20 protein-coding genes and 1 riboswitch are annotated in these 24,152 nt (G+C 71.1%); of the genes, 12 read left to right on the top strand and 8 right to left on the bottom strand.

Going from position 1 to position 24,152, the window contains the following annotated elements; genetic code table 11:
• Positions 1–9: 9 nt before the first annotated feature.
• Positions 10–900 (bottom strand): GNAT family N-acetyltransferase, encoded by an 891-nt coding sequence (locus ASG40_RS12550; protein WP_055885997.1) that lies wholly within the window; start codon positions 898–900, stop codon positions 10–12.
• Positions 897–1,943, bottom strand: coding sequence for a tRNA (adenosine(37)-N6)-threonylcarbamoyltransferase complex transferase subunit TsaD (gene tsaD, locus ASG40_RS12545; RefSeq protein ID WP_055885994.1), 1,047 nt, complete (start codon positions 1,941–1,943; stop codon positions 897–899). Before tsaD ends, ASG40_RS12550 begins: the two co-directional genes overlap by 4 nt.
• Before the next feature lie 166 nt (positions 1,944–2,109).
• Here tsaD and ASG40_RS12540 point away from each other — a divergent pair, with 166 nt between their 5' ends.
• The 3 genes from ASG40_RS12540 to ASG40_RS12530 all read left to right on the top strand — a co-directional run bounded on the left by ASG40_RS12540 (position 2,110) and on the right by ASG40_RS12530 (position 6,862).
• The gene (locus tag ASG40_RS12540; RefSeq protein ID WP_055885992.1) at positions 2,110–2,829 is read left to right on the top strand and encodes a uroporphyrinogen-III synthase; all 720 of its coding nucleotides are present in this window, start codon (positions 2,110–2,112) and stop codon (positions 2,827–2,829) included.
• Between the two features lie 136 nt (positions 2,830–2,965).
• Entirely contained in the window at positions 2,966–5,257 is a 2,292-nt protein-coding gene (locus tag ASG40_RS12535) for a hypothetical protein (protein WP_055885989.1), read from the top strand.
• Between the two features lie 111 nt (positions 5,258–5,368).
• Positions 5,369–6,862, top strand: a complete 1,494-nt coding sequence (locus ASG40_RS12530; RefSeq protein ID WP_055885987.1) for a heme biosynthesis protein HemY — start codon at positions 5,369–5,371, stop codon at positions 6,860–6,862.
• Positions 6,863–6,940: 78 nt separating this feature from the next.
• Here the strand turns inward: ASG40_RS12530 and ASG40_RS12525 are convergent, their stop codons facing one another.
• Together ASG40_RS12525 and ASG40_RS12520 are read right to left on the bottom strand one after the other, a co-directional pair.
• A complete protein-coding gene (locus ASG40_RS12525) occupies positions 6,941–7,792 on the bottom strand; it encodes a glycosyltransferase family 2 protein (protein WP_055885984.1) in 852 nt (283 codons plus the stop codon).
• Positions 7,789–8,538, bottom strand: a complete 750-nt coding sequence (locus ASG40_RS12520; RefSeq protein ID WP_055885982.1) for a PIG-L deacetylase family protein — start codon at positions 8,536–8,538, stop codon at positions 7,789–7,791. The genes ASG40_RS12525 and ASG40_RS12520 overlap by 4 nt, the downstream gene beginning before the upstream one ends.
• 296 nt (positions 8,539–8,834) lie before the next feature.
• Here ASG40_RS12520 and ASG40_RS12515 point away from each other — a divergent pair, with 296 nt between their 5' ends.
• The 5 genes from ASG40_RS12515 to ASG40_RS12495 all read left to right on the top strand — a co-directional run bounded on the left by ASG40_RS12515 (position 8,835) and on the right by ASG40_RS12495 (position 13,994).
• On the top strand, positions 8,835–9,791 hold the full coding sequence (locus ASG40_RS12515; protein ID WP_055885978.1) for a quinoprotein relay system zinc metallohydrolase 2: 957 nt from the start codon (positions 8,835–8,837) through the stop codon (positions 9,789–9,791).
• Positions 9,792–9,825: 34 nt separating this feature from the next.
• Positions 9,826–10,665, top strand: coding sequence for a quinoprotein dehydrogenase-associated SoxYZ-like carrier (locus ASG40_RS12510; RefSeq protein WP_055885975.1), 840 nt, complete (start codon positions 9,826–9,828; stop codon positions 10,663–10,665).
• Between the two features lie 17 nt (positions 10,666–10,682).
• Positions 10,683–11,285, top strand: coding sequence for a rhodanese-like domain-containing protein (locus ASG40_RS12505; protein WP_055886432.1), 603 nt, complete (start codon positions 10,683–10,685; stop codon positions 11,283–11,285).
• A gap of 354 nt (positions 11,286–11,639) precedes the next feature.
• A complete protein-coding gene (gene panB, locus ASG40_RS12500; protein ID WP_055885971.1) occupies positions 11,640–12,455 on the top strand; it encodes a 3-methyl-2-oxobutanoate hydroxymethyltransferase in 816 nt (271 codons plus the stop codon).
• A gap of 41 nt (positions 12,456–12,496) precedes the next feature.
• A riboswitch (Fluoride riboswitch) is annotated at positions 12,497–12,569 on the top strand.
• Positions 12,570–12,593: 24 nt separating this feature from the next.
• Positions 12,594–13,994, top strand: coding sequence for a voltage-gated chloride channel family protein (locus ASG40_RS12495; RefSeq protein ID WP_443136611.1), 1,401 nt, complete (start codon positions 12,594–12,596; stop codon positions 13,992–13,994).
• A gap of 22 nt (positions 13,995–14,016) precedes the next feature.
• On the opposite strand, the gene ASG40_RS12490 is transcribed toward ASG40_RS12495, so the two are convergent.
• Entirely contained in the window at positions 14,017–15,483 is a 1,467-nt protein-coding gene (locus ASG40_RS12490) for a UbiA family prenyltransferase (protein ID WP_162243312.1), read from the bottom strand.
• Positions 15,484–15,612: 129 nt separating this feature from the next.
• Between ASG40_RS12490 and ASG40_RS12485 the strand changes: the two genes are divergently transcribed.
• The 3 genes from ASG40_RS12485 (at position 15,613) to ASG40_RS12475 (ending at position 19,055) form a co-directional block, all read left to right on the top strand.
• Positions 15,613–16,866: a glycosyltransferase family 87 protein gene (locus ASG40_RS12485; RefSeq protein WP_156387706.1), complete on the top strand. Its 1,254-nt coding sequence runs from the start codon at positions 15,613–15,615 to the stop codon at positions 16,864–16,866.
• Positions 16,863–18,218, top strand: coding sequence for an FAD-binding oxidoreductase (locus tag ASG40_RS12480; RefSeq protein ID WP_082524040.1), 1,356 nt, complete (start codon positions 16,863–16,865; stop codon positions 18,216–18,218). Before ASG40_RS12485 ends, ASG40_RS12480 begins: the two co-directional genes overlap by 4 nt.
• A 93-nt stretch (positions 18,219–18,311) precedes the next feature.
• On the top strand, positions 18,312–19,055 hold the full coding sequence (locus tag ASG40_RS12475) for an SDR family oxidoreductase (protein ID WP_055885959.1): 744 nt from the start codon (positions 18,312–18,314) through the stop codon (positions 19,053–19,055).
• A gap of 497 nt (positions 19,056–19,552) precedes the next feature.
• On the opposite strand, the gene ASG40_RS12470 is transcribed toward ASG40_RS12475, so the two are convergent.
• Positions 19,553–20,935 (bottom strand): class II 3-deoxy-7-phosphoheptulonate synthase, encoded by a 1,383-nt coding sequence (locus ASG40_RS12470; protein WP_055885958.1) that lies wholly within the window; start codon positions 20,933–20,935, stop codon positions 19,553–19,555.
• Between the two features lie 275 nt (positions 20,936–21,210).
• Here ASG40_RS12470 and ASG40_RS12465 point away from each other — a divergent pair, with 275 nt between their 5' ends.
• Positions 21,211–21,474: a hypothetical protein gene (locus ASG40_RS12465; protein ID WP_055885955.1), complete on the top strand. Its 264-nt coding sequence runs from the start codon at positions 21,211–21,213 to the stop codon at positions 21,472–21,474.
• 29 nt (positions 21,475–21,503) lie between these two features.
• On the opposite strand, the gene ASG40_RS12460 is transcribed toward ASG40_RS12465, so the two are convergent.
• Together ASG40_RS12460 and ASG40_RS12455 are read right to left on the bottom strand one after the other, a co-directional pair.
• Entirely contained in the window at positions 21,504–21,806 is a 303-nt protein-coding gene (locus tag ASG40_RS12460; protein ID WP_055885952.1) for an RNA polymerase sigma factor region1.1 domain-containing protein, read from the bottom strand.
• Between the two features lie 27 nt (positions 21,807–21,833).
• A complete protein-coding gene (locus ASG40_RS12455; RefSeq protein WP_156387705.1) occupies positions 21,834–24,134 on the bottom strand; it encodes an FdhF/YdeP family oxidoreductase in 2,301 nt (766 codons plus the stop codon).
• Positions 24,135–24,152 lie beyond the last annotated feature (18 nt).

Below are 24,152 nucleotides of genomic sequence, written 5' to 3'. Positions count from 1 at the left end.
GTTCATGGTTCATGGGCTCATGCTCCCCGCCGAAAAGTCGGCCGCCGACACGCGGTAGAGCACGTGCGGCGCCAGGCGGTCATCCGGCGGCAGGGCCGGATGGGCGAACTCGCCCGCCGGCACCATGCCGAGCCGCTCCATCACCCGTCGCGACGGCGCGTTGCCGGCGGCCGTGAAGGCCACGGCGGCAGCGACACCGCAGCGGCCGAACAGGTCGGCGAGGGCCAGCCGCGCCGCTCGGGTGGCGAGCCCCCGGCCCCAGGCGGACCGTGCCAGCCGCCAGACGACCTCCACGACGTTGCCGGGCCGCTCGGCACCGGAAAAGGGCATCGGCCGCATGAGGCGCAGGCCGCCGACGAAACCGACGACGCCCTCCTCCGCGCAGTCGAGGACCCAAGGGCCGAAGCCGTCGGCCGCGAACCGCCGGTCGTGGGCACGGGCCTCGGCGAGGCTGTCGCCGCGCGATCGCGGGGCGGGGAAGAAGCGCATCACCTCGGCATCGGCGTTGAGGGCGGCGAAGGCGTCATCGTCGGCGGGGGACCAGCGGCGCAGGGTGAGGTCGCCCTCGTGCAGGCAGGCCGGCACGGGCTTCGTTCTCAGCTTGCCGCGAAAGCCCAGCGAGCGCCGGTTCAGGAGCGCGAGATCGGCCTTGCCCGCCAGCACGGCCTCGCCGAGGTCCACGGCGCGCGAGAGGTCGTCGGCCGGCGTGTTGGCCCAGGCCGGTGCCGCCACGAACGCCCGCCACGGTCCGCCGCAGGCGTTGTCGAGGAGGATGCGGGCGAAACAGTGATCGCGGTCCACCGGCCAGTCCGGCCGTCGGGGCGCGGCCTCGGGCAGGCGCCGCTCGACGAGGTCGCGCCAGCGCGACCGGAGGCCGGGCTCGTCCCCCCCCGGGCTCACGCCGAGGCCACCGCCGCCTCGGCGAAGGGCCAGCGGGCGCGGGCCGGCGCGGTGAGGTCGTCGACGAGCCCGAGGCGCAGGCGTTCGATGCCGGCCCAGGCGATCATGGCGCCGTTGTCGCCGCAGAGGGCCAGGGGCGGTGCCACGAAGGCGAGTCCGGCCTCGCCGGCCTGGGTCGCCAGCGCCCGCCGGATCGCGCCGTTGGCGGCGACCCCCCCGGCCGCCACCAGGGCGGTGGGATGGCCGGCGACGGCCCCGAAGTCCCGCAGCGCCACCCGGAGGCGGTCGACGGTGACGTCGACCACCGCCGCCTGGAAGCTCGCGCAGAGATCGGCGATGTCGTTTTGCGCCAACGGGGCGATGCGCTCGGCCTCGATCCGCAGGGCGGTCTTGAGGCCGGACAGGGAGAAGTTGGCCTCGCGCCGTCCCAGCATCGGCCGCGGCAGGGCGAACCGCTCGGGGTCGCCGGTCTCGGCCAGTCGCTCGACTTCGGGCCCGCCGGGGTAGCCGAGGCCCAAAAGCTTGGCGACCTTGTCGAAGGCCTCGCCGATAGCGTCGTCGATGGTGGTGCCGAGGCGCACGTAGTCGCCGACCCCCCTCACCGCCACGAGCTGGGTATGGCCGCCCGAGGCGAGCAGCAGCAGGTAGGGGAAGCCGATGCCGTCGGTGAGGCGCGCGGTGAGCGCGTGCGCCTCGAGGTGGTTGACCGCCAGCAGCGGCTTGCGGGTCACGAGGGCCAGGGTCTTGGCGGTGACGAGGCCGATCAGGACGCCGCCGATCAGGCCGGGTCCCGCGGCCACGGCGATGCCGTCCATCTGCGCCAGGCTGAGCCCGGCCCGGTCGAGGGCGCGCAGGATCAGCCGGTCGAGCACCTCCACATGGGCGCGGGCCGCGATCTCGGGCACGACGCCGCCATAGGCCGCGTGCTCGGCGATCTGGCTGAGGATCTCGTTGGCGAGAATGCGCCCGCGCCCGCCCTCGCCGGGGCTGACGACGGCGACCGCCGTCTCGTCGCAGGTGGTCTCGATGCCGAGGACGATCATGGATGCGTGGTGTCCGCTGCGGCTGGGTCTGGCCGGCCCCCGTTCTATCGCCCGAGCATGCCGCAGGGCAACGCAGCCGGAATCGACGCCGGTGGGTCGCCTTGCCATCGGCCGGGCGGTCGCACAGGGTCTCCCGGTCCGAGGGGTCGCACCGGGGTCGGGGAGCATGAGGGTCTGGATCGCGCGGCCGGAGCCCGGCGCGTCCCGCACGGCCGCGCGCGTCAGCGCGCTCGGGCACGATCCGCTCGTCGCGCCGGTGCTGATGCTGGCGACCACCGGCGACGCGCCGCCGGACGGGCGGTTCGACGGACTGGTGGTGACGAGCGCGAGCGCGATCCTCGCCCTGCCCGGGCCGGCCCTGCCCGGCGACGGGACGACCCCCGTCTTCTGCGTCGGCGGCCGCACCGCGCAGGCCGCCAGGGATCGCGGCTTCCGATCCGTCCTCGACGCGGGCGGGGATGCCGCCGACCTCGTGCGGCTCGTCGCGGCGACGCTGAGGCCGCCCTGCCGCCTGCTCCACCTCGCCGGAGCGGAGCGCAAGGCCGAGCCCGGCCTCTCGCTGGAGCGGGCGGGCTACGCGGTCGCGATCCACGTGTCCTACGGCATGACCGCCGCTGCCGCCCTGCCGGCCCCGGTCGCCACGGCCCTGGCGGAAGGGCAGGGTGAGCCCGTCGCGGCGGCACTGCATTACTCGCGCCGGAGTGCGGAGGTGGCGCTGGCGCTGGCGATCTCTGCGGGTCGCGGGGGAGCCTTCCGGGCGCTCAAGCATTACTGCCTGTCGGCGGACGTGGCCGCGCCCCTGGTTGCGGCCGGCGGGCGCATCCATTTCATCGCGGCCCGGCCGAGCGAAGACGACCTCCTGGCAGGTTTGGCGAACGACGTTTGAGATACGGTCTCGCTCCGGCAAGCCTCGTGGTGCTAGGACGGGCAACAGAATCAAGACTGCCCGCGCCGGGCCGCGCAGCGAGGATCTCGCGCCGTGCCCGGTCGGGGAGCAGGCATCGGGAAGGGAGCAGGGTCTCGTGAAGCCACCCATCAACGATTCGAACCGGACCTCACCCGGCTCCTCGGCGCAGCAGGGGACAACCGGTGCGGGTGCGACCGGCTCTTCGTCGCGGCCCGACCCGACCGGAACGGACGCCGGCAAGACCGAAGTGGGCAAGTCGGAAGCCGGCAAGCCGGACCTGGGACGGCCCGGCCCCACGGTTTCGGGTGCCGCACCCACCGGAGCGTCGTCGCCCACCGGACCCGGCAAGGTCGAACCCGTGAAGGCCGATGGCCCGAAATCGGCGACGCAGGCCGGCCAGGCCGGCGCCTCGGGACCGACGGGAGCTTCGTCGACCGGCAGCGGCGGCCCGTCGGGCTCCACCGCCTCGCCGGTGCCCGGCGCCACGCAGAAGCCCGGTGTCCTGCCGGCGAAGCCGGACACCAAGCCAGGTGCTTCGACATCGGCCACGGCCGATGCAGCCAAGATGGGTACGTCGAAGGCAGACGCCGCGAAGCCCGATCCCGCCAAGTCCGATCCCGCGAAGTCCGGTCCCGCCAAGCCCGACCCCACCAAGCCCGACCCCTCGAAAGTGGACGCTGCCAAGGCCGATGGTGCGAAACCCGATCCGGCCAAGCCGTCCGCATTCGGCACCACCGGACGTGCCGGTGGTGACGCTGCGGATGGACCGATCATCGATCTGAAGGCGCGACGCGTTCCGGACGCGGGCGATGCGACCCGGCGCGAGACCACCGACAAGATGTCTGCGACCGGACCGAAGACCGCCGCATCCGTCGCCGGTGCGACGTCGAGCGCCTCCACTTCGAGCGCGTCTGCCTCGAGCGGCGCCACGTCGTCCGGGACCAAGCCGCCGTCGTCGGAAGCCGGACAGCGGACCGCGTCGGCATCCGAACCCAAGCCCGTCCCGGTTCGCAGCGGCGGCGCCGGTTTCGGCTCTATGGCGGCTGCGGGGCTGATCGGCGGCGTGATCGGGGCCGGACTGCTGTTCGGCGTCGAGCGCGCGGGCATCCTTCCCACCGCGAACGGCGACCTCGCCGGCCGTCTGGCAGCCCTCGACCAGACGGTGGGCACGCTCGCGTCGCGCGATGCCTTGGCGAGCCTCGACAAGCGCATCGCCGGCAACGAAGCCGCGCTCAAGCCGCTGCCCGATGCGGTTCGCAATGCCGAAACCGCCGCCCGCGAAGCGCTCCAGAAGGCGAGTGCGTCGCCGACCGCTCCGGCGGCGGAGGGATCCCCGGCAACCGCCACGATCCCGCCCGAACTCACCGCGCGGATCGACAGCCTCGACCAGCGCCTCGCCGCCCTGCAGGAGGAGCCGGGCCGCGACCAGTCCGTGGATGCCAGGGCCGCGCTGACCGCACCCGGCGTGCCCCCCGAACAGGTGACCAAGCTCGACGAGCGCCTCAAGGCGGTGGAAGGCAAGATCGACGGCGTCGCCAAGGCGCCGACCGGGCAGGCGGACCTGAATGCCAGGATCACCACGCTCCAGGGCGACGTCGACAGCCGGACCAAGGCGAACGCCGAAGCCGCGCAGGCTCTCGGCCAGAAGCTCGCGGTTCTACAGTCGAGCCTGGACGAGCGCGTGAAGGCGGCCACCGAAGCCGTCCAGTCCGTGACGGAAGCGAGCCAGAAGGCCGTGGACGCCAACAAGGCCCAGGCCGAGGAGGCCGCCAAGGCGGTGGCACGCCAGCTCCAGGCGCAATCGGACCGTCTCGCCGGCCTCGACAAGGCGGTGTCGGAACGCGCCGATGCCGGCACCGTGCAGGCGGCGTTGCGGGTCGTCTCCGCCGACAGGATCGCCACCGCGCTGTCCACGGGCGCTCCCTATGCCGACGCGCTGGCGTCGCTGCGCAACTTCGAGCCGGGCGATCCGGCCAAGCTCACCGCCGTGGCGGTGTTCGCCGACAAGGGCGCTCCCACCGCGCGCACCCTGGCGACCGAGTTCCGCGCCATCGCTGACAGGATGTCGGCCGCCCGCAAGGCCGCCCAGGCGAAGTCGGTGGCCGAGACCGGCGACATCAGCCAGCGTCTGATGAGCATGGCCGGGTCGATCGTGCAGGTTCGCAAGGTCGACACGCCGGCGAGCGAGGCCGCGCAGGACACCGATCCGACCGTGGCCGTCCAGGCCGCCCTCGACCGTGGCGCCATCGCGGAAGCGGCCAAAGCCTTTGCCGCGATGCCCGAGGCGGCGAGGGCCTCAGCCGGCGATTTCGGCACCAAGCTCGCTTCCCGTGCCGCGGCCGGCGAGGCCGCCCAGGCCCTGCTGTCGGACGCCTTCAAGGGACTATCCGCGCCGTCACCCCGTTGACCCAGGCCTCACCCGGTCGTTCGCCTTGCCACAAAGGGGTGCTCGCACCCCCGGCATCCGATTTCAGCGTGGCCTGCGCCAGCGGCACCGCTCCCAGGAGTATCTGATCCCATGTGGCGTGCCCTCGCCTTCCTGGCCCTTCTCGCCCTTGCCGCCTTCGGCGCCGTCTGGATCGCCGACCGACCCGGGTCGGTCACGATCGTCTGGAACGGCTACGAGGTGGCCACCAGCCTCGCCATCGCCCTCATCGGCGTTCTCGTCGCGTCCATCGCGATCGGCTTCGTCTGGGCGATCGTGCGGGGGCTCATCACCCTGCCGGACGCCCTGGTGCGCGGCTCGCGCGACCGGCGCCGGGCCAAGGGCTTCTCGGCCCTGTCGCGCGGGATGGTCGCGGTGGGATCGGGCGATCCCCTGGCGGCCAAGCGCCATGCCGGCGACGCCGAGCGCCTGCTCGGCGCCGAGCCGCTGGCCCTCCTGTTGAAGGCCCAGGCGGCGCAGATCTCCGGTGACCGCGAGGCGGCCGAGCATGCCTTCCAGCGGATGGTCAACGATCCCGAGACGCGGGTCCTCGGCCTGCGGGGGCTGTTCGTCGAAGCGCGCCGCCGGTCGGACGAGACCGCGGCCCGGGCCTACGCCACCGAGGCCGCGCGGCTGGCGCCCAGCGTGACCTGGGCCAACGAGGCCGTCCTCGAAGCCCAATGTGCCGATGGCGACTGGGGTGCGGCCACCGAGACCGTGGAGCGTCGCGCCGCCCTTGGACTCGTCGACAAATCCGTGTCGCGGCGCCAGCGCGCCGTCCTCCTCACGGCGGCCGCCCAGACCCGGGAAGCCGGTGAGCCGGAAGCGGCGACCGAGCGGGTGCTCCAGGCCGTCAAGCTCGCGCCGGAACTGGTGCCGGCCGCGGCGCTGGCCGGGCGTCTGCTGGCACGGCGCGGCGACCTGAAGAAAGCCGCCAAGATCGTCGAGGCGGCCTGGCGTGCCAACCCGCATCCGGATCTGGCCAAGACCTACATGAACCTGCGCACCGGCGATTCGGTGCGCGACCGGATGGCCCGTGCCGAGACGCTGGCCCGGATCTCGTCGTGGGATGCGGAGGCCCGCCTGGCCATGGTCCAGGCCGCGTTCGACGCGAAGGATTTCGCCAAGGCGCGCGAGACGCTGGCGCCGCTGCTGTCCGACCAACCGACGGTTCGCGCCTGCCTCGCCATGGCGCGGATCGAGGAGGTCGAGCACGGGCCCGCCTCCGGTCGCGCCAGGGAATGGCTGGCGCGCGCCACGCGTGCCCGTCGCGACCCCCTGTGGATCGCAGACGGGGTCGCCTCGGAGACCTGGGGTCCAGTGTCGCCGGTGACCGGCCGTCTCGACGCCTTCGTCTGGAAGACGCCCACCGACGTCCTGGCTCCTCCGTCCGGCGCGGACGAGGACGGGCTGGCGGAACTCTCCTCGCCGGCGCCCGAGGCCGCGCCGGAGCCGATCGCCGTCCCGCCCGCTCCGACCTCTCCCGCTCCCATGAAAAACGTCGGGCCGATGGCATCCGGCACGGCGACGCCGGTGGTGCTGCCCGTACCCGGTGCCGAGCCGAGCAAGACCCACAACGCGGCCTGATCCCTACGCCCGAGGTCGGACGATCATTCCGTCTCAAGCGCTCTGACGGGCGCCGGACGGTAACGCCCGACCGGTCGGTCAGAACGGCCGATCGGTCGGCAAGCGCGCTGCCGCGATCTCCTCGGGCGTCGGCGAGCGCAGGATCGCGATGTCGTCGCCGCGCGGGGTCGACAGGCCCATTCGGGCGAAGGCGTCGAGCCAGCCGTCCATCGGCCAGAGGCCGTGCCGCGCATGGAAGCGGCGGGCGTTGCGGACGATATCGCCGAAGTGCTGCAGCGGTGGGTCGTAGGCCTGGTGGTATTGGTGGAAAGCGCCGCCGCGAGCACTGAAGACGATCGGAAGCCCTGCCGCGTCCGCCCGGAACGCGAGGTCGGTATCCTCAGCGCCGTAGCCGTCGAAACTCTCGTCGAAGCCGCCGAGCCGGTCGAACGTCTCCTTGCGCACACCGAACGCGAGGGACCAGAACAGGCCGGGATTGTCGGTACGGGCGAGGCCCGATGGCGGGAAGTGCCTGACGGGATGGGTGAACCCCGCGCCACGCAGCCCCGGCTCGGTCCAACCGTCCTGGACGGCTCCGGCCGGGAGATAGCGGATCTCGCAGCAGATCAGGCCGTCGACCTCGGTGAGGTCCTCGTCGAGGCTCGCCACGAGATCCTGCGAGGGGATGCAGTCGACGTCGAGGAAGACGAGGTGCTCGGTCCGTGCCGCCCCGGCACCGGCGTTGCGGGCGCGCGCCAGGGGAAGGCCGTCGCTCGCCAGGACGATGCGGCGGACCGGGAAGCCGGGGTCGGGCAAGGGCGCGGGCGCGTCCCCCATCTCCACCACCACGCATTCGGCCGGGTGGGCTCCGCGCGACAGGCCCTCCAGCAGCCGTGCGAGGTGGTCGTCGCGTCCCTTGTTCAGGGTAATGACCGTGGCACAGCCCCTCATGCCTCGATCCTCGGCGACAGGAGGATGAAGATCTCGAACGGGCCGCAGAATCGGTCGATCATCTCGGGCGCGAGGCGAAACCCGCTGGGGTCGTCGGCGATGAGATCGCTGGTCTGCGAGCGATGGGCGAGGATGGCCCGCCGCTTGGCGGCGGAATGGGCGCTGACGTCGAGGCGCCATCCCTGCGGAGCCGCCCCGACCTCGCGGTCGGCCGGCAGGGTCCAGCCCCAGACGGGATAGGCGTAGAGGCCGACCTCGGGAAGCTGCCGCTGCGCCAGGGTGGCGATGGCCGCCGCGGCCGTGTGATCGCAATGGGGGTCGTGGGCCCAGGTGACGCAGATCGCGCCGGCATCGCAGTCGCGCGCCAGCGCCGCGATGGCATCCGCCGCCGCCTGCGCCTCCGGCCCCGTGCTCGGAACCCCGGCATCGGGCAGGCGCAGGAAGCTCACGGCCTCGCGCGGCAACCCGAGGATCGCGACGGCGTCCTGCGCCTCCGTCTCGCGCAGGGCGCGCAGGCGATCGGGCGGATGGGTCACGGAATGGGTGTGCGAACCGGCGCCGTCGCTGACGATCACCACCCGCACGTCGCGCCCCTCGCGCACCGCTTCGGCGATGAGGCCGCCGCAGCCCAGGCTCTCGTCGTCGGCGTGCGGGGCCACCACCACGAGCCCGCCATCGCCCAGGAGCGTCGGCAGGTCGCCGAAGGGCAGGGCCGTTGCGGCGGCGAGAAAGGCGGCGGCCTGCATCGGGTGGTTCGTCCTCTGATCTCTGTGATTCGTGGAGTCGCCGAAACTGCCACATCGACGAGACGGGCTGGAAGGGCGCCGCATCGGCGAATCCTGAACCGTACTGATCGGTCGATGAACGGGGCCGGAACCGCACGGCCGTGAATGCCTGGCCCGCCAGCGTGCAACGCTGCCGATGCAACACTTCGTGTGCGAGCGGACGCCCCCTTGCCCGCTCGCGGATATCCGGGTCTGGTACGCTTCAAAAATTGCGGGGGAGGACGGGATTGCCGACAGGTTCCATCGGGACGCAGCGCGTGGGACGGGACGGCCGTGCCGCGACGGGGGCCGCTTCGACCCGCCGGCAGGCCCTGTGGGCGGGCCTGTGCCTGTGCTGCCTGCCGACCCTCGGGCGGTCGGCCGAGGGTTTTTCGATGGACGAGGTCGGCCCCGGAATCTTCGTCCGGCGCGGCCCCGACACCGAGGCGACCGCCGACAACGACGATGCCATCGCCAACACCGGCTTCATCGTCGGTGACGACGCCGTCCTCGTGACCGAGAGCGGCGGCAGCCTCGCGGACGGAGCCTGGCTGCGCTCGCAGATCGTCCAGCGCACGGACAAGCCGATCCGCTACGTCGTGCTCACCCACGTGCACCCCGACCATTGCTTCGGAGCCGGCGCCTTCCTGCAGGATCGCCCGACCTTCGTCGGCCACCACGCCCTGAGTAGCGCGCTCGAATCGCGCGGCGAGTTCTATCGCGGGCGCCTCGTCGAGATCCTGGGCGCCGAGAAGACCGGTCCGGTCGTCCATCCGACGATGACGGTGGCCGACACCGCCGAGATCGACCTCGGCGGACGTACCCTGCGGCTCACCGCTCATGGGGTGGCGCACACCAACTGCGACCTCTCCATGCTCGACACCCGCAGCGGCATCCTGTTTCCCGCCGACCTCCTGTTCGTGACCCGCATCCCGTCCCTCGACGGCAGCCTCGTCGGCTGGCTGAAGGAGGCCGAGCGCCTCAAGGCAACCGGCGCCGCCCGTGCCGTTCCGGGGCACGGGCCGACCCTCGTGGATGTCACCCCCGCCATGGCCGACCTGACCCGCTACCTGGCGACCCTCCGCGACGAGACCCGCAAGGCGGTGGCGGGGGACGTGCCGATCGAGCGGGCGGTCGCCAGCGTCGGCCAGTCCGAGCGCGGGAAATGGGCGTTGTTCGACACCTATCACGGCCGCAACGTCACCCAGGCCTACAAGGAGCTTGAGTGGGAATGATGATGCGCTACATCTCTCTTCGAGGAGACGAACCATGAAACATCTTGCCGCTCGCCGTCTGGCCCTCGCCATCGGCCTGTCCGTCCCGGTCCTCGCCGGCATTGCCGCCGCCGGGCCGGTCCTCGCGCTCGGGGCGGGCGACGACGATTCCGAGCGGCTCGCCCGCTGGAAGGAGATCCAGACCACGATCTTCGGCGACCGCAAGGTGGAATCGACGGACACGCTGGTGTCGATCGACGCCCCCGGCCGCGCGATGGACGCCTCCCTCGTGCCGATCACCCTGAGCATGCCGCAGAAGGACAAGATCGCGGGTCTTCACCTGGTGATCGACGACAACCCGTCGCCCTACGCGGCGAAGTTCACCTTCGGACCCGCCGCGGATCCGAGCGAGATCAAGCTGCGGGTGCGGGTGAACAACTACACCAACGTCCACGCGGTGGCCGAGACCAAGGACGGCAAGCTGATGGAGGCGGTCCGTTTCGTGAAGGCCTCCGGCGGCTGCTCGGCGCCGATGGGCATGAGCGACGAGGAGGCGATGAAGGGCATGGGCGACATGCGCATGAAGTTCGCCGGTGAGGCGAACCCTGGAAAGTCCCTGGAGGCGACCCTCATGATCCGCCACCCGAACTTCAGCGGCATGCAGATGAACCAGGTCACCCGCGACTACACGCCGGCGCGCTACATCACGAAGGTCGAGGTCAGCCGCGGGTCGTCGCGCATCTTCACCCTCGACGGCGACATCTCGATCGCCTCGAACCCGGTGATCGGGTTTTCCTTCATCCCCGAGGGCCAGGAGCCGATCCGGGTGGTGGCCGTCGACAACCAGAATGGACGGTGGGAGCACAGCTTCACGGCGCCGACGGCCAGCAACTGAACGGGATGGCGCACGCCATGTGGAAACGGCGGGGCCGGGCACTCGCGGTGCTGGCCGCATCCTTCGCCCTCATCGCGGCAGGGCCGGCCGACTCGCCCGTCAACGTGCCGGAGCCGGACGGCCTCTGGACCGGTCCGGCACGCGGCTACACGCCGGCGACCCTGCAGGGGGCCAGGGTCGTCGACCTCGACGGGCTCGACGCCCTCATCGCTAGAGACAAGCCGGTCCTCATCGACGTGGCCCTGGCCGACCAGCGCCCGACGAACTTTCCCGCGGACCGGCCGTGGCTGCCGACCCACCGCTCGATCCCCGGCAGTGTCTGGATGCCGAACGCCGGTGCGGCCCCCCTCGACCCCCGCCAGGAGGCCGTCTTCCTCTCCCGCGTCGAGGCGCTGACCGGGGGCGACAGGACCCGGGCGGTGGTCACGTTCTGCCGGCCCGAATGCTGGGGAAGCTGGAACGCCGGCAAGCGCCTCCTGTCGGCCGGATACGCCAACGTCTATTGGTATCCCGACGGCATCGAGGGCTGGCAGGACAGGCATCCCACCACGGCGACGAAGCCCGATCCCGCGTGGGAGGCGAGGCCCAGGCTGGACCGGCCAGGCGAGCCGCTGCGCTGAGCCGTCCACGACCTGCGACAGGTGCGACTTTGCTCAACGACCTCAACGGGCTCCGCCGGACCGAACCGGTTGACATCCTCGCGATTATGGCGGAACAACAGCGCGCTTGAGGCAGAACGATGTCTAGGGAGCAAACGCCCGGTTGAAGGGCGCGGACGCGCGACGCCATCGCGACGTCCGCATCGGAGGCCGAGCCGGCGGGACGGGTTCGCCGGCCGGCCTCGCGGGTCCCACCCTCACGGCGTACCACCTGTGGAGATCCCGGCCATCGCGCCGGCCCTGCCGGTCGGCGACGAATGCCGAAGATGTAACGCCGCAAGACGACCGATTGCGGGACAATCGAGTGAGTGACCGATGTCGCAGCTTGTCACGTCACGGCGCCTGAGGGCCGTCGATCTGGCCGCGCGCAAGGCCGAAGGTCGCAAGATCATCGCGCTCACCGCCTACCACGCCCACACCGCCGGCATTCTCGATCCGCACTGCGATTTCATCCTGGTGGGCGATTCGCTCGGCATGGTGATGCATGGGATGGAGACCACACTGCCGGTCACCCTCGAGATGATGATCGTCCAGGCCCAGGCCGTGATGCGGGGCACCAGCCGCGCCCTCGTGGTCGTCGACATGCCTTTCGGCTCCTACGAGGCCAGCCGCGAGCAGGCCTTCATGAGCGCCGTGCGCGTGCTCAAGGAGACCGGCGCAGGGGCCATCAAGATGGAGGGCGGCGCGCGTTTCGCCGAGACCGTGTCCTTCCTCGTGGAACGCGGCGTGCCGGTGATGGGCCACATCGGCCTCACCCCCCAATCGGTGAACACCATGGGCGGCTTCAAGGTGCAGGGCCGGGGCGAGGCGGCCGAGCGCCGGTTGCGGGAGGACGCACGGGCGATCAGCGAAGCCGGCGCCTTCGCCATCGTGCTCGAGGGCATCGTCGAACCGGTGGCGCGGGCCATCGCCACCGATCCGGCCGTCACCACGGTGACCATCGGCATCGGCGCCTCGTCCAGTTGCGACGGGCAGATCCTGGTGCTGGAGGACATGCTGGGCTTGAGCGAACGGGCGCCGAAGTTCGTCAAACGGTTCGGCAGCCTGCGCGACCAGATCGAGGAGGCCGTGCGCGGCTACGCCGAGGAGGTCAGGACCGGCCGCTTCCCGGCCGACGAGCATACCTATTGACGCCGGCCCCAGCCTTGACGGCCAACCGGCGGTTCGGGATGATGCACCACGGCAATGGATTCTGCCGGGCCACATGGCCGAACCGCCCTTCGGGCTGATGATTCCTACCTTTTGCGGCTTCGCAACCAAGGTAGGCCCGTGCGCGAAATCCTCCGTCGCTCCTCCTCGTTCAACGACATGAGAGCCGTCGTCCGTCGCCGGCTGCTCGACGCGCTGGCCATGGTCCGCTGGTGGATGATTCTCGCGGCGATGGCGGCGACAGTCGGATCCCTGTGCGCCGCCTTCCTCTGGAGCCTCGACGCCGCGACGAAGACGCGGTTCGATCATCCGTGGCTGCTGTTCCTGCTGCCGGTGGGCGGGTTCGCGGTCGGGTGGCTCTACCATCGCTTCGGCGCGAGCGTGGAAGGCGGCAACAACCTCATCGTCGACGAGATCCATGCGCCCAACGCCGGCGTTCCGGCGCGGATGGCGCCCCTCATCGTGCTGGGTACCCTCGTCACCCACCTGTTCGGCGGTTCGGCCGGGCGCGAGGGGACGGCCGTGCAACTCGGCGGCAGCCTCGCCGCCACCTTCGGCAGGCTGCTGGGGCTGGACCCGCCCGGGATCAGGATCCTCCTGATGGCCGGGATCGCGGCGGGGTTCGGCGCCGTCTTCGGCACTCCCGTCGCCGGGGCGGTCTTCGCGCTCGAAGTGCTTGCCCTCGGGCGGATCGAATACGGCGCCCTGGCGCCGTGCCTCCTGGCCGCCGTGGTCGGCGACTGGGTCTGCCAGGCCTGGGGCATCCATCACGGCGACTACCGCATCGACTACCTCGCCGGCCCGGCCAAGGCCCTGGTGGTCGAGCCCGTCCTGCTCGCCAAGGTGGCCCTGGCCGGTGTCGCCTTCGGCCTCGCCGCGCTTGTCTTCGCGGAGGCCAACCATCGCCTGTCGGGCCTGTTCAAGCGGTTCGTACCCTACGGCCCGCTGCGTCCCTTCGTCGGCGGCCTGGCCGTGATCGGCCTCGTCTATGCGGTCGGCACCCGCGACTACCTCGGGCTCGGGGTGTCGGCCGCCGGTCCCGACGGACTCACCATCGCGAGCTTCTTCGGTCCCGATGTCCATCCCTGGAGCTGGGCCCTCAAGATCCTCTTCACCGTCGTGACCCTGAGCGCGGGCTTCAAGGGCGGCGAGGTCACGCCGCTGTTCTTCATCGGCGCGGCGCTGGGCAACGCGGTGGCGGGAGGGCTCGGCGCCCCCCTCGACCTGTTCGCGGCCCTCGGCTTCGTGGCGGTGTTCGCAGGCGCTGCCAACACGCCGCTGGCGTGCACGCTGATGGGCATCGAATTGTTCGGGGCCACCCACGGCGTCTATATCGCGACGGCCTGCGTCATGGCCTATCTCGCCTCGGGCCACCACGGCATCTACCTGTCGCAGCGCATCGCCGTGGCGAAGTCGGCCGGCGCGGCCTTCGCGGATGGGACCACCTTGCGCGAGGCGCGCCGTTCGCCGGTGCCCGCCGCGCGTTCGTCACCGCCCGAAGGCGAACGCCCCGCTCCGTAGGCGGGCGCCTGCGGGCGCAACGTCAGAACCGCATGCAAGCGAGACAGAAGCCGGTGAGCACGGCGAGGCCGAGGGCGAGGCTGGGGCCGTCCGTGATCGCGAACTCGACGGGATCGTCGTTCAGCGTGCCGCGCCCGCACAGGAGCCAGATCCGGCCGAGCCAGACGAAGACCGCCACCGGCGCCAGCCACAGGAACTCCGGGGTCACGTAGAAGGCCTGCCGGGTGGCGGCCTCGACGATGTAGAGCGAGACCATCAGCACCGCCGCAGCCGCGGTGGCCGTCCCGAACGCCAGCACCACCGGTCCGTCCTCGGCGACGTAGCCGCGGCCGGGAATCGCACCGGACGGGGCGAGGTGCCGGATCTCGCCGTAGCGCTTGGCCAGTGCCAGGGACGTGAACAGGAACATCGAGAGCACGAACAACCAGGCCGAACCGGCGACCCCGCAGAACACCACGCCGGCTACCAGCCGCGAGGTAAACAGGCCCGCCAGCGTCACCGCATCGAGCAGGGCGACGCGCTTGATCCGGAAGGTGTAGGCCAGGGTCGCCGCGAGGTAGACGGACAGGATGGCAAGGCTCGCCGGGCCGCTGGCGGCGGCGAGCCCCAAGCCGAGGCCGAGGCCGGACACGATTCCGACGAGGGCCGCGGGGATCGACAGCGCCCCGGATGCCAGCGGCCTGTGCCGCTTCGAGCGATGGGCGCGATCGTGGTCGAGGTCGTGCAGGTCGTTGAGGAGATAAGTCGCCGAGGCGACGAGCCCGAAGGCCAGGAATCCCATTGCCGCCATCAGCCAGGCCGAGCCGTCGAAGGCGCGCCCGGCCAGGACGAGGGGCAGGAAGACCAGCAGGTTCTTCGTCCATTGGTGCAGGCGGGCCGCCTTGACCCACACGCGTGAGCGGGACCGGACCGGCGGCGCCACCGCGTCGACAAGCCCCGGTTCGGCCGCCTGCCTCGCGGCTGCGCGGACCCACGGGGCGCCCTCGTCGGCGCCGGAGAACGCGACGAAACCGCCGGGGCAGCGCGTCCTGACGGCGGCTAGGCGGGCGAGTTCGGCGATGTCGTCGCCGCGCGGCGCCAGGATGACGTCGTCGGCCCAGGTCGTCGTGGCGCACAGGCGCCGCGCGAGGGCGGGGAAGGCGCTCGTCAGGATGAGGACTTCACGCCCCTCGGCATCGGCCCGGGTGGCCGCGGCCAGCATGCGCGCGTCGAAGAGGCCGGGGCCGGGGTCGACCGCGCCGCTTCGGTCGAACGCGTGGTCGAACGAACCGCGGCCCGGCAGCGCCACGGACAGGAGCGAGAGGACGCCGGACGGCCCCCCGCGCAGCGCACGGATCGCCGCCTCCGCCACGAAGGCCGGGGACAGCCCGGCACCGTCGAGATCGATCACAAGGGGGAGGGGGCGCTCGACGCGCAGCACCGGCACGGGCTCGGCCCACCCCGGCGTCGCGAAGACATCGTCGCCGACGACCGCTGCTCGTCCACCCACGCCCGGCACTCCCGATGGAGGGACATTCGGCGGTTTTTATCGGCGATCGCGCCTAACCCTTCCTTAAACCGCCCGTGAAAGCGTCAAGGCTCGGACGAACGGCGTCACTGGCGCATTGGGCTCCCCTTCGTGATCATCACACGCTTCGCGACACCGCTGGTCACCCGCGTCCTGCTCCTGCTCATGCCGGCGGTGGTGCTGGCCAAGGCGGCCACCCTCGCCGGGCTCACACGGATCGAGAAGACGGAGCTCACCGATTTCGAGACCTTCCATATCGTCGGGCGCATGATCTGGCAGGGGCGAGCGGCGGAGGCCTATCACGCCGGGACGATGCGGGAAGTGCAGCGGGTCGTGAGCGGCAGCGACACGTTCATGCCCTGGACCTACCCGCCGCCGTTCGATCTCGTGGTGGCCGGCGTCGCGCTCCTTCCCGTGAGCCTCGCCTATCTCCTGTTCACCGGGGCGACCCTCGCGGCCTTCCTGCTCGTCCTCAAGCGCATCGCCGGCGAGGCCTTCCCGGCGGTGCTGCTGGCGATCTTCCCGGCGATCGTCGTGACCATCGGCTGCGGCCAGAACGGCTTCCTGAGCGGCACGCTGATCGGTCTTGCCGCCCTGGCCTTCGCCGGGGGCCGAGCGCTCGCCGGGCTGCCCCTCGGGTTGATGGTCGTCAAACCCCATCTGGCCGTCGCCTTCGCGCTGCATGCGGTGGCGGCCCGGCACTGGCGCTGCGTCGGGCTCGCCGCATGCGTGGTCGCGCTCGCCTGCGCGGCCGCCACCCTCGCCCTCGGCATAGCGGTCTGGCCGGCGTTCGTCTCCGCCGTCGCCGAGGCGAAGGCCTTCCTGGTCGCCGGTTACTATCCGCTGCACCGGATGATCTCGGTCTACGCGGCGCTGCGCAGCCTCGCGGTGCCGGCGGGCGTCGCACTCGCCGTCCAGGCCGGCGTCGCCTTCCTCGCCCTGTCCGTGGTCGTCGCCACGATCCGGGGCCGGCGGGACACCGCGACGGTGCTGGGCGCCACGGCCCTGGCCGGCCTGTTCGTCAGCCCCTACGCCTACGATTACGACCTGACGCTCTACGGCATCGCCCTGGCCTTCCTGATGCCGGACCTGATCCGGCGTGCGAGCCCACGCGAGCAGATCGCCCTCCTCGGCTTGAGCCTCTTCACCTGCGGCTACGGCCTCCTCGCCTCGGTCTGGCACGACAGGAGGGTCGGGCAGGACATTCCGTATCCCGGAACGGCGGCGTGGCCGCCGAGCCTCGCCGGTTTCGCCCTACTGGCCATCGTCGTCCTGGTCTGGCGCATCCTCAGCCGTGCGGCGGGTCCGGTAGCGGCACCGGCCCGGCTTGGCGATGGCCTGCCCCTCGCCGGCGGCTTGCGGTGACGGACCGGCCCCGCGACATTGCCGGACCACTCGGCACCCTCTCCGGGTGGGGCCGCTATCCGCGCGCCGAATCGCGCATCCTGCGGGCGGAGGCCCCCGACCGTCTGCCGGGGCTCGTGGCCGCGGGCACCGACTACGTCGCGCGTGGCAACGGGCGTGCCTACGGCGATGCCGCCATCGGCCTCCACCAGACCGTGCTGATGCGGCGCCTCGATCGCTTCCGCGGCTTCGATCCCGACAGCGGCCGCCTCACCGTGGAGGCGGGCGTGCTGCTGGCCGACATCCTCGACGTGGTCGTGCCCCGCGGCTTCTTTCCGTTCGTGGTGCCGGGGACCCGCCTCGTCACCGTGGGCGGGATGATCGCCGCCGACGTACACGGCAAGAACCACCACCGCGAAGGCGGTTTCGGCGACCATCTCGACGCGCTCACCCTGCTCCTGCCCGACGGGCGCCCGCTTCGCTGCTCGCGGGAGGACAATCCCGAACTCTTCACGGCCACCGTCGGCGGCATGGGCCTCACCGGCCTCATCGTGGACGCGACCTTTCGGCTGCGCCCGATCGAGAGCGGCTGGATTCGCCAGGAAACCGAGGTCGCCACCAATCTGTCCGGCCTCATCGCCGCGCTCGATCGCAGCGCCGAGGCGACCTATTGCGTCGCCTGGATCGACTGCCAGAGCCGGGGAGGGCACCTCGGGCGCGGCCTCGTGTTTCGCGGCGAGCATGCGTCGGCCGCCGAATGCGCGGGCCTCGCGCCGCCCCGGGCGGCCGGCCGGGCCGCCGTGCCGGTTCCCGTCGACATGCCGTCTTGGACGCTCAACCGCCTGACGGTCGGTGCCTTCAACGCGCTCTACCATCGCCGCGGCGCGGCGGCGGCGCGACGGCCAGCCTACGTGCCCTGGCGGCAGTACTTCTTCCCCCTCGACGGCCTCTCCGATTGGAACAGGCTCTATGGCCGGCGGGGCTTCGTGCAGCATCAATGCGTCATCCCGCCGGGCTCCGCCCAACCCGTCCTGGCCGAGATCCTCGAGCGCGTGGCGCGCCTGGGGAGCGCCTCACCCCTGGCCGTGCTCAAGCGGCTCGGGCCGGGCAGCGGCCTCCTGTCGTTCCCGATGGATGGCTACACCCTCGCCCTCGACCTGCCGGCCAACGCCGCCGCCCTGGCCCTCCTCGACGAGATCGACCGTCTGGTGGTCCCGGCCGGCGGACGGCTCTACCTCGCCAAGGATTCCAGGCAGACCCGCGCCACCTTCGAGGCCGGCTATCCCGGCCTCGGCGAGTTTCGACGCCTGCGGCACGCGATCGGCGCCGAGGGTCGCCTGACCTCGCATCTTTCCGCAAGGCTCGGCGTGTAGAAGGCCCGGATTGTAGAAGGCTCGGAGTGTAGAAGGTTCGGCGTCGGGCCTCGATCCGCGCTCCTCATCATCTCCCTTGCAAGGTGCTCGACGATGGCCGGCCGCAAGACGCTCCTCCTGGTAGGCGCCACATCGGACATCGGTCGGGCGGTGGCGTCCCGTTATGCCCGCGAGGGCTGGGCGATCGTGCTCACGGCGCGCGACCCGAGCGCGGCCCGTCGCGACACCGACGATCTCAGCGTCCGCACCGGCGAGCCCGTCGCGGTCCTACCCCTCGACGTCCTCGCCCTCGATACCCTCGCCGCCTTCGTCGACGCGCTGCCGGTCCTTCCGGACACCGTGGTCTGCGTCGTCGGGGAACTCGGCGACCAGAATCGTGCCGAGGCCGACCCGGAGCATGCCGCACGGGTCATGGCCACGAATTACCTCGGGCCATCGCTGCTCCTCGGCATCCTGGCCGACCGCTTCGCGGCGCGGGGCCACGGCACGATCGTCGGGGTGAGCTCGGTGGCGGGCGACCGCGGCCGAGGATCGAACTACGTCTACGGCTCGGCCAAGGCCGGGTTCACCGCCTTCCTTTCGGGCCTGCGCAACCGGCTCGCCCGGGGGCCGGTTCGGGTCGTGACGGTCAAGCCCGGCTTCGTGCGCACGCGCATGACCCAGGCGCTGTCGCTGCCGCCGCTTCTCACCGCCGAGCCCGCGGAGGTCGGCGACGCCATCTACGCGGCGGCCGAGCGGGGCCGGGCCGACGTCGTCTACGTCCGTCCGGTCTGGCGCCTCGTGATGGCGATCATCCGCGCCATCCCGGAGCCGATCTTCAAGCGCCTTCGCCTCTAGGCCGGCGCGCCGCGCTCGCCGGTCGGACAAAGAGCGGCGACCCCGTTCGAGGTCCGGCTGTCTAGGAGCGCGCCCGGAAGAGACGCCGGCGATCGCACGGCTGTCGTCCTCGCGAGCCACGACGCATCCGGCCGCGCCCGCTCGTCCGGTCGACGCAGTCCGGAAGGACCTCGGCCCTCCCGCTCATCCGGCGTTCGATCCCGATGGGTCGCCGCACGCACCAGAATGACGGCCGGAGGTCGGGTCATGGCGCCGCCAGGAGCAGGGCCGTGCCTCGGCTGTCCTTCGGAACAGGTCGGGGACAGGTGCGGTCTGGCCGCATCGGCAGAGGCTCGTGTCGCCGCATCCTCGGTGAGGCGACCGGGGATGCCGTGCCGGAACTCCGCTCGACCTCATACCATTTCCGGGTGATCACTTCGTGATGCGGACATGGGCTTTGCTCAGGCGCCGCGCGGGCTCGGTGATCCGGCTCCCGCTTGGTTCAAGCGGGAACCGTATCACTCGGCCGCGTCGAGGCGCGGGCGCTCGACGTGGCTGCGTTCCCGCTTGACGAGTTCGGCGGTGCGGAACGCCACTTCGAGCGCCTGCTCCGCGTTGAGGCGCGGGTCGCAATAGGTGTGATAGCGATCCTGAAGGTCGTCGGCCGTCAGCGCGCGGGCGCCGCCGGTGCATTCGGTGACGTCCTTGCCGGTCATCTCCAGGTGGATGCCGCCGGCAATGGTGCCTTCGGCCCGGTGGACGTCGAAGAAGCCCTCGATCTCCTGCATCACCCGCTCGAACGGTCGCGTCTTGTAGCGGCCGGCCGAGATGGTGTTGCCGTGCATCGGATCGCAGGCCCAGACGACACTGCGGCCCTCGCGCTCCACCGCGCGGATCAGGCCGGGCAGGTGCTCGCCGACCTTGTCGGCACCGAACCGGCAGATGAGGGTGAGCCGGCCCGCCTCGTTGGCCGGGTTGAGCTGGTCGGCGAGGCGGATCAGGCCCTCGGCGGTCATCGACGGCCCGCACTTGAGGCCGACCGGGTTCTTGATGCCGCGGGCGTATTCCACATGGGCGTGATCGGGCTGGCGGGTGCGGTCCCCGATCCAGAGCATGTGGCCCGAGGTAGCGTAGTAGTCGCCGCTGGTGGAGTCGACGCGCGTCAGCGCCTCCTCGTAGCCGAGCAGCAGCGCCTCGTGGCTCGTGTAGAAATCGGTGGTTCGCACTTCCTGGTGGGTCTCGGGGTTGATCCCGATCGCCCGCATGAAGTCGAGGGCCTCCGTCATCCGCTCCGCGCAATCGGCGTAGCGCGAGGATTGCGGCGAATCCTTCACGAACCCGAGCATCCAGCGATGCGAATTCTCGAGGTTGGCGTAGCCGCCGGTGGCGAAGGCACGCAGCAGGTTGAGCGTCGCCGCCGATTGGCGATAGGCCTCCAGCTGTCGGCGCGGATCGGGCACGCGCGCTTCTTCCGTGAAGGTCAGGCCGTTGACGATGTCGCCGCGGTAGCTCGGCAGCACCACGCCATCCATCGTCTCGGTGGGCGAGGAGCGCGGCTTGGCGAACTGACCGGCGATACGGCCGACCTTCACCACCGGCGAGCCGCCGGCGAAGGTGAGCACCAGCGCCATCTGCAGGAACACGCGGAAGAAATCGCGGATGTTGTCGGCCGAATGCTCGTCGAAGCTCTCGGCGCAATCGCCGCCCTGGAGCAGGAACGCCTGGCCCGTGGAGACCCGCGCCAGGGACGCCTTGAGCTTGCGCGCCTCACCTGCGAACACCAGGGGCGGGAAGCTCGCGAGCTGCGTCTCAACGCTCTCGAGCGCGGCGGCATCCGGATAGGCCGGCACCTGCTGGATCGGCAGCTGCCGCCACGTTTTCGGTGTCCAACGCTCGCCCATGATCGTCTCCCGTCCACCTCTCGGCCGGCTTCGCTGAAGGGGAATCTCGTGTGAGGAGCGCGGCTTATAGAGCGGTTCGCGACCGGATGCGAGCGCGAACCGCCCTTGGTCCCACCGGCTGGGTCGGCCCCGACGCCCGGCGCGATCGAACGGCGGACGTGCGCCAACGCACAATCGACCGAGAGAACTTGTAACGTCGAGGGATGGCGATGCGAAACACTGAATAGATGCGGCGAAACCATCGCCGCAGGCTAGAAGACGAAAGGAATATTGCCATGTTCAAGTCGATCGTCGTCGCCGCCGCTCTTGCGGTCGTTTCCACCGGCGGCGCCCTGGCCGGTTCGCGGACCCTCTCCGTCTGGGGCGCGCAGGTCGACGTCCCGTCCTCACAGGTTCAGGCGCCCGCCTTCGATGCCCGTCTGAGCGAGCGCGGCGGTAGCCGGTTCATGGCGTATGGCGATCCCCGGAACGTCGAACCTCGGAATGTCGAGGCGGCGCGGGAGAACAACGGGTATCGCGACGACGAACACGCCCGCTGAGCGCGTCGGCTCCCGACCGAAGGGGCCGTTCATCCCATGGCATCGCCGTCCTCGATGGCGATGCCGAGCTCGGACAGGATCCAGAAGATCGCCTCGAGATCCTCCGCGGTGACGTCGCGCGGCGGCAGGGCTTGTTCGAGATCCTCGTAGGTCAGCCGCCGGACCTTCATGGCGTCGACCTTCAGGAGCAGCGAGTCGAGGGCGAGCCGCATGTCGTCGGAGAGAGCGTCGTGGCTGGGCAGACGCGACGCGCGCAGGGGATCGAGGGCTTCAGCGAGCAGGCGGTCGATGATCGCCTGCCGCCTCGTGTACGCATCGTCGTCTTCGGTCATTCAGCCTGTCGCCAGATCACGTCGCTGTCAGGGGCCCGCACGCACGATCCGGACCGGGATCGCCTTGGCGGCCGGCGTCATCGCCTGTTCGTCATGGTGCCCAAGCGGAATGAGCGGGTTCAGTTCCGGATAATAGCCACCGCAATTGCCCGGCGGGATCCCATAGGCGACGATCCGCAAGCCGCGCACGACCCGCTCGATGCCGTCGTGCGCCTCGGTGCGCACATCGACGCTCTCGCCGTCGCGAAACCCGAGGCGGTCGATGTCGTCGGCGTTCATGAACAGGATCGTACGGGTGCCCTTCACGCCGCGGAAGCGGTCGTCGTAACCGTAGACGGTGGTGTTGAACTGGTCGTTGGAGCGCAGCGTCATCAGGTCGAGGACGTCGGCATGGCGCTTGGGCATGTCCGGGTTCTCGTCCAGCCCCTCGGGCACCACGAAGGTCGCCTTCCCCGTCGGGGTCTCCCATTGCCGGGCGCGGGCGGGAACGGGCTTGCGCAGGCCGCCCGGGTCGAACATGCGGCCCTCGAGATCCTTGAACACGTCGGGGTACGTCGCCTCGATGGCCGCGCGGACGTTCGCATAGTCGCCGACCCATCCGTCCCAATCGACCTTCGGGTTCGGGGTCAGCGTCGCCTTGGCGAGTTCGGCCACGATCCAGGGCTCGGAGCGGACCTCGGCGCTCACCGGCTGCGTCACGCCGCGAGACCCGTGGAAGCAGGAGGTCGAATCCTCCATCGACACCGCCTGCGGCCCGCTCGCCTGGGCGTCGACCTCGATCCGCCCGAGGCAGGGGAGGATGTAGGCGGCCGCACCGTTGACGAGGTGGGAGCGGTTGAGCTTCGTCGAGATCTGGACGGTGAGGTCCATGTGCCGCCAGGCCTCCTCCATCCGCACCGTGTCGGGGATGGCGCGCACGAAGTTGCCGCCCAGCCCGATGAAGGCCTTCACCGAACGATCGAGGATGCCTTCGCAAGCCTCCACGGTGTTGAGGCCCTTCTCCCGCGGCGGCTCGAAGCCGTAGAGGTCCTTCAGCCTGTCGAGGGGCGCGAGCTCCGGCTTCTCGGTGATCCCCACCGTGCGCTGGCCCTGCACGTTGGAATGCCCGCGCACCGGGCACAGGCCGGCACCGGGACGGCCGACGTTGCCGCGCAGCAGCATCAGGTTCACCAGCATCTGCACCGCCTCGGTGCCCTTGCGGTGCTGGGTCAGCCCCATGCCGTAGACGCCGATCACGGCGCGCGCACGGGCGTAGACCGTCGCCGCCGCCTCGAGCGCCGACCGCGTGAGGCCGGAGCGCGCTTCCAGGGTCGCCCAGTCCTGGCCGTCGCAGAACGCCGCGAAGGCCGAAAAACCGTGGGTGTGCTCGGCGATGAACGCCGCATCGAGGAGGCGCGGGCGCCCGACCCGTTCGGCCTCGCGATCGGCCTCGATCAGCCACTTGCACATCGCGGTGATCGCCGCGATGTCGCCGCCGGCCTTGACCTGGAGATACTGCGTCGAGATCTCGGTGGAGGTCCGCGTCGCCATCTCCACCACCGACTGCGGGTTGGTGAAGCGCTCCAGCCCGCGTTCGCGCAAGGGGTTGAAGGTGATGATCGGAACGCGCCGCTTGCGGGCATCCTGGAGCGGATGCAGCATCCTTGGCGCGTTCGAACCGACATTCTGTCCGAAGAACAGGATCAGGTCGGTGGACTCGAAGTCCTCCAGCACCGTGGTGCCGACCGGGGACCCGATCGACGCCTTGAGGCCAACCGAGGTCGGCTCGTGGCACATGTTGGAGGAATCGGGCAGGTTGTTGGTGCCGTAGAGCCGCGCGAACAGGCCGTACATGTACGAGGTTTCGAGGGCGGCCCGGCCGGAAGTGTAGAGGACGACGGAGGCCGGATCGAGACCGCGCAGGGCCGTCCCGATCTGCGAGAACGCCTCAGCCCAGGTCACCGGCACGTAGTGGTCGGTTCCCGGGTCGTAGCGCATCGGATGGGTGAGGCGGCCCTTCTCCTCCAGCGCGTAGTCGGTCCAGGTCAGGAGTTCGGCGACCGAGTGCCGGGCGAAGAAATCGGGGCCGACGCGCTTGGCGGTCTGCTCCCAGGCCGTGGCCTTGGCGCCGTTCTCGCAATACTCGAACGCCGCGGGCTTCGCCGGCTTGGCCCAGGCGCAGGACGTGCACATGAAGCCGTCGGGCTTGTTCTGCTTCATGAGCAGCGCCGCGCCCGAGAGCGGGATCTGCTCGCGGGTCAGGATCTCGGCGAGCGACCCGGCGGAACCCCAGCCGCCGGCGGGACCGTCGTAGGGAGCGATGATCGGCTCGGCCATCTTGTCGGTCATGGGAACTTTCCGGCTCGC

The organism is Methylobacterium sp. Leaf399, from assembly GCF_001424525.1.
GTDB lineage: Bacteria > Pseudomonadota > Alphaproteobacteria > Rhizobiales > Beijerinckiaceae > Methylobacterium.
Note: the sequence above shows the minus strand (reverse complement) of the source record. Positions and strands in the feature narration are given on the sequence as shown.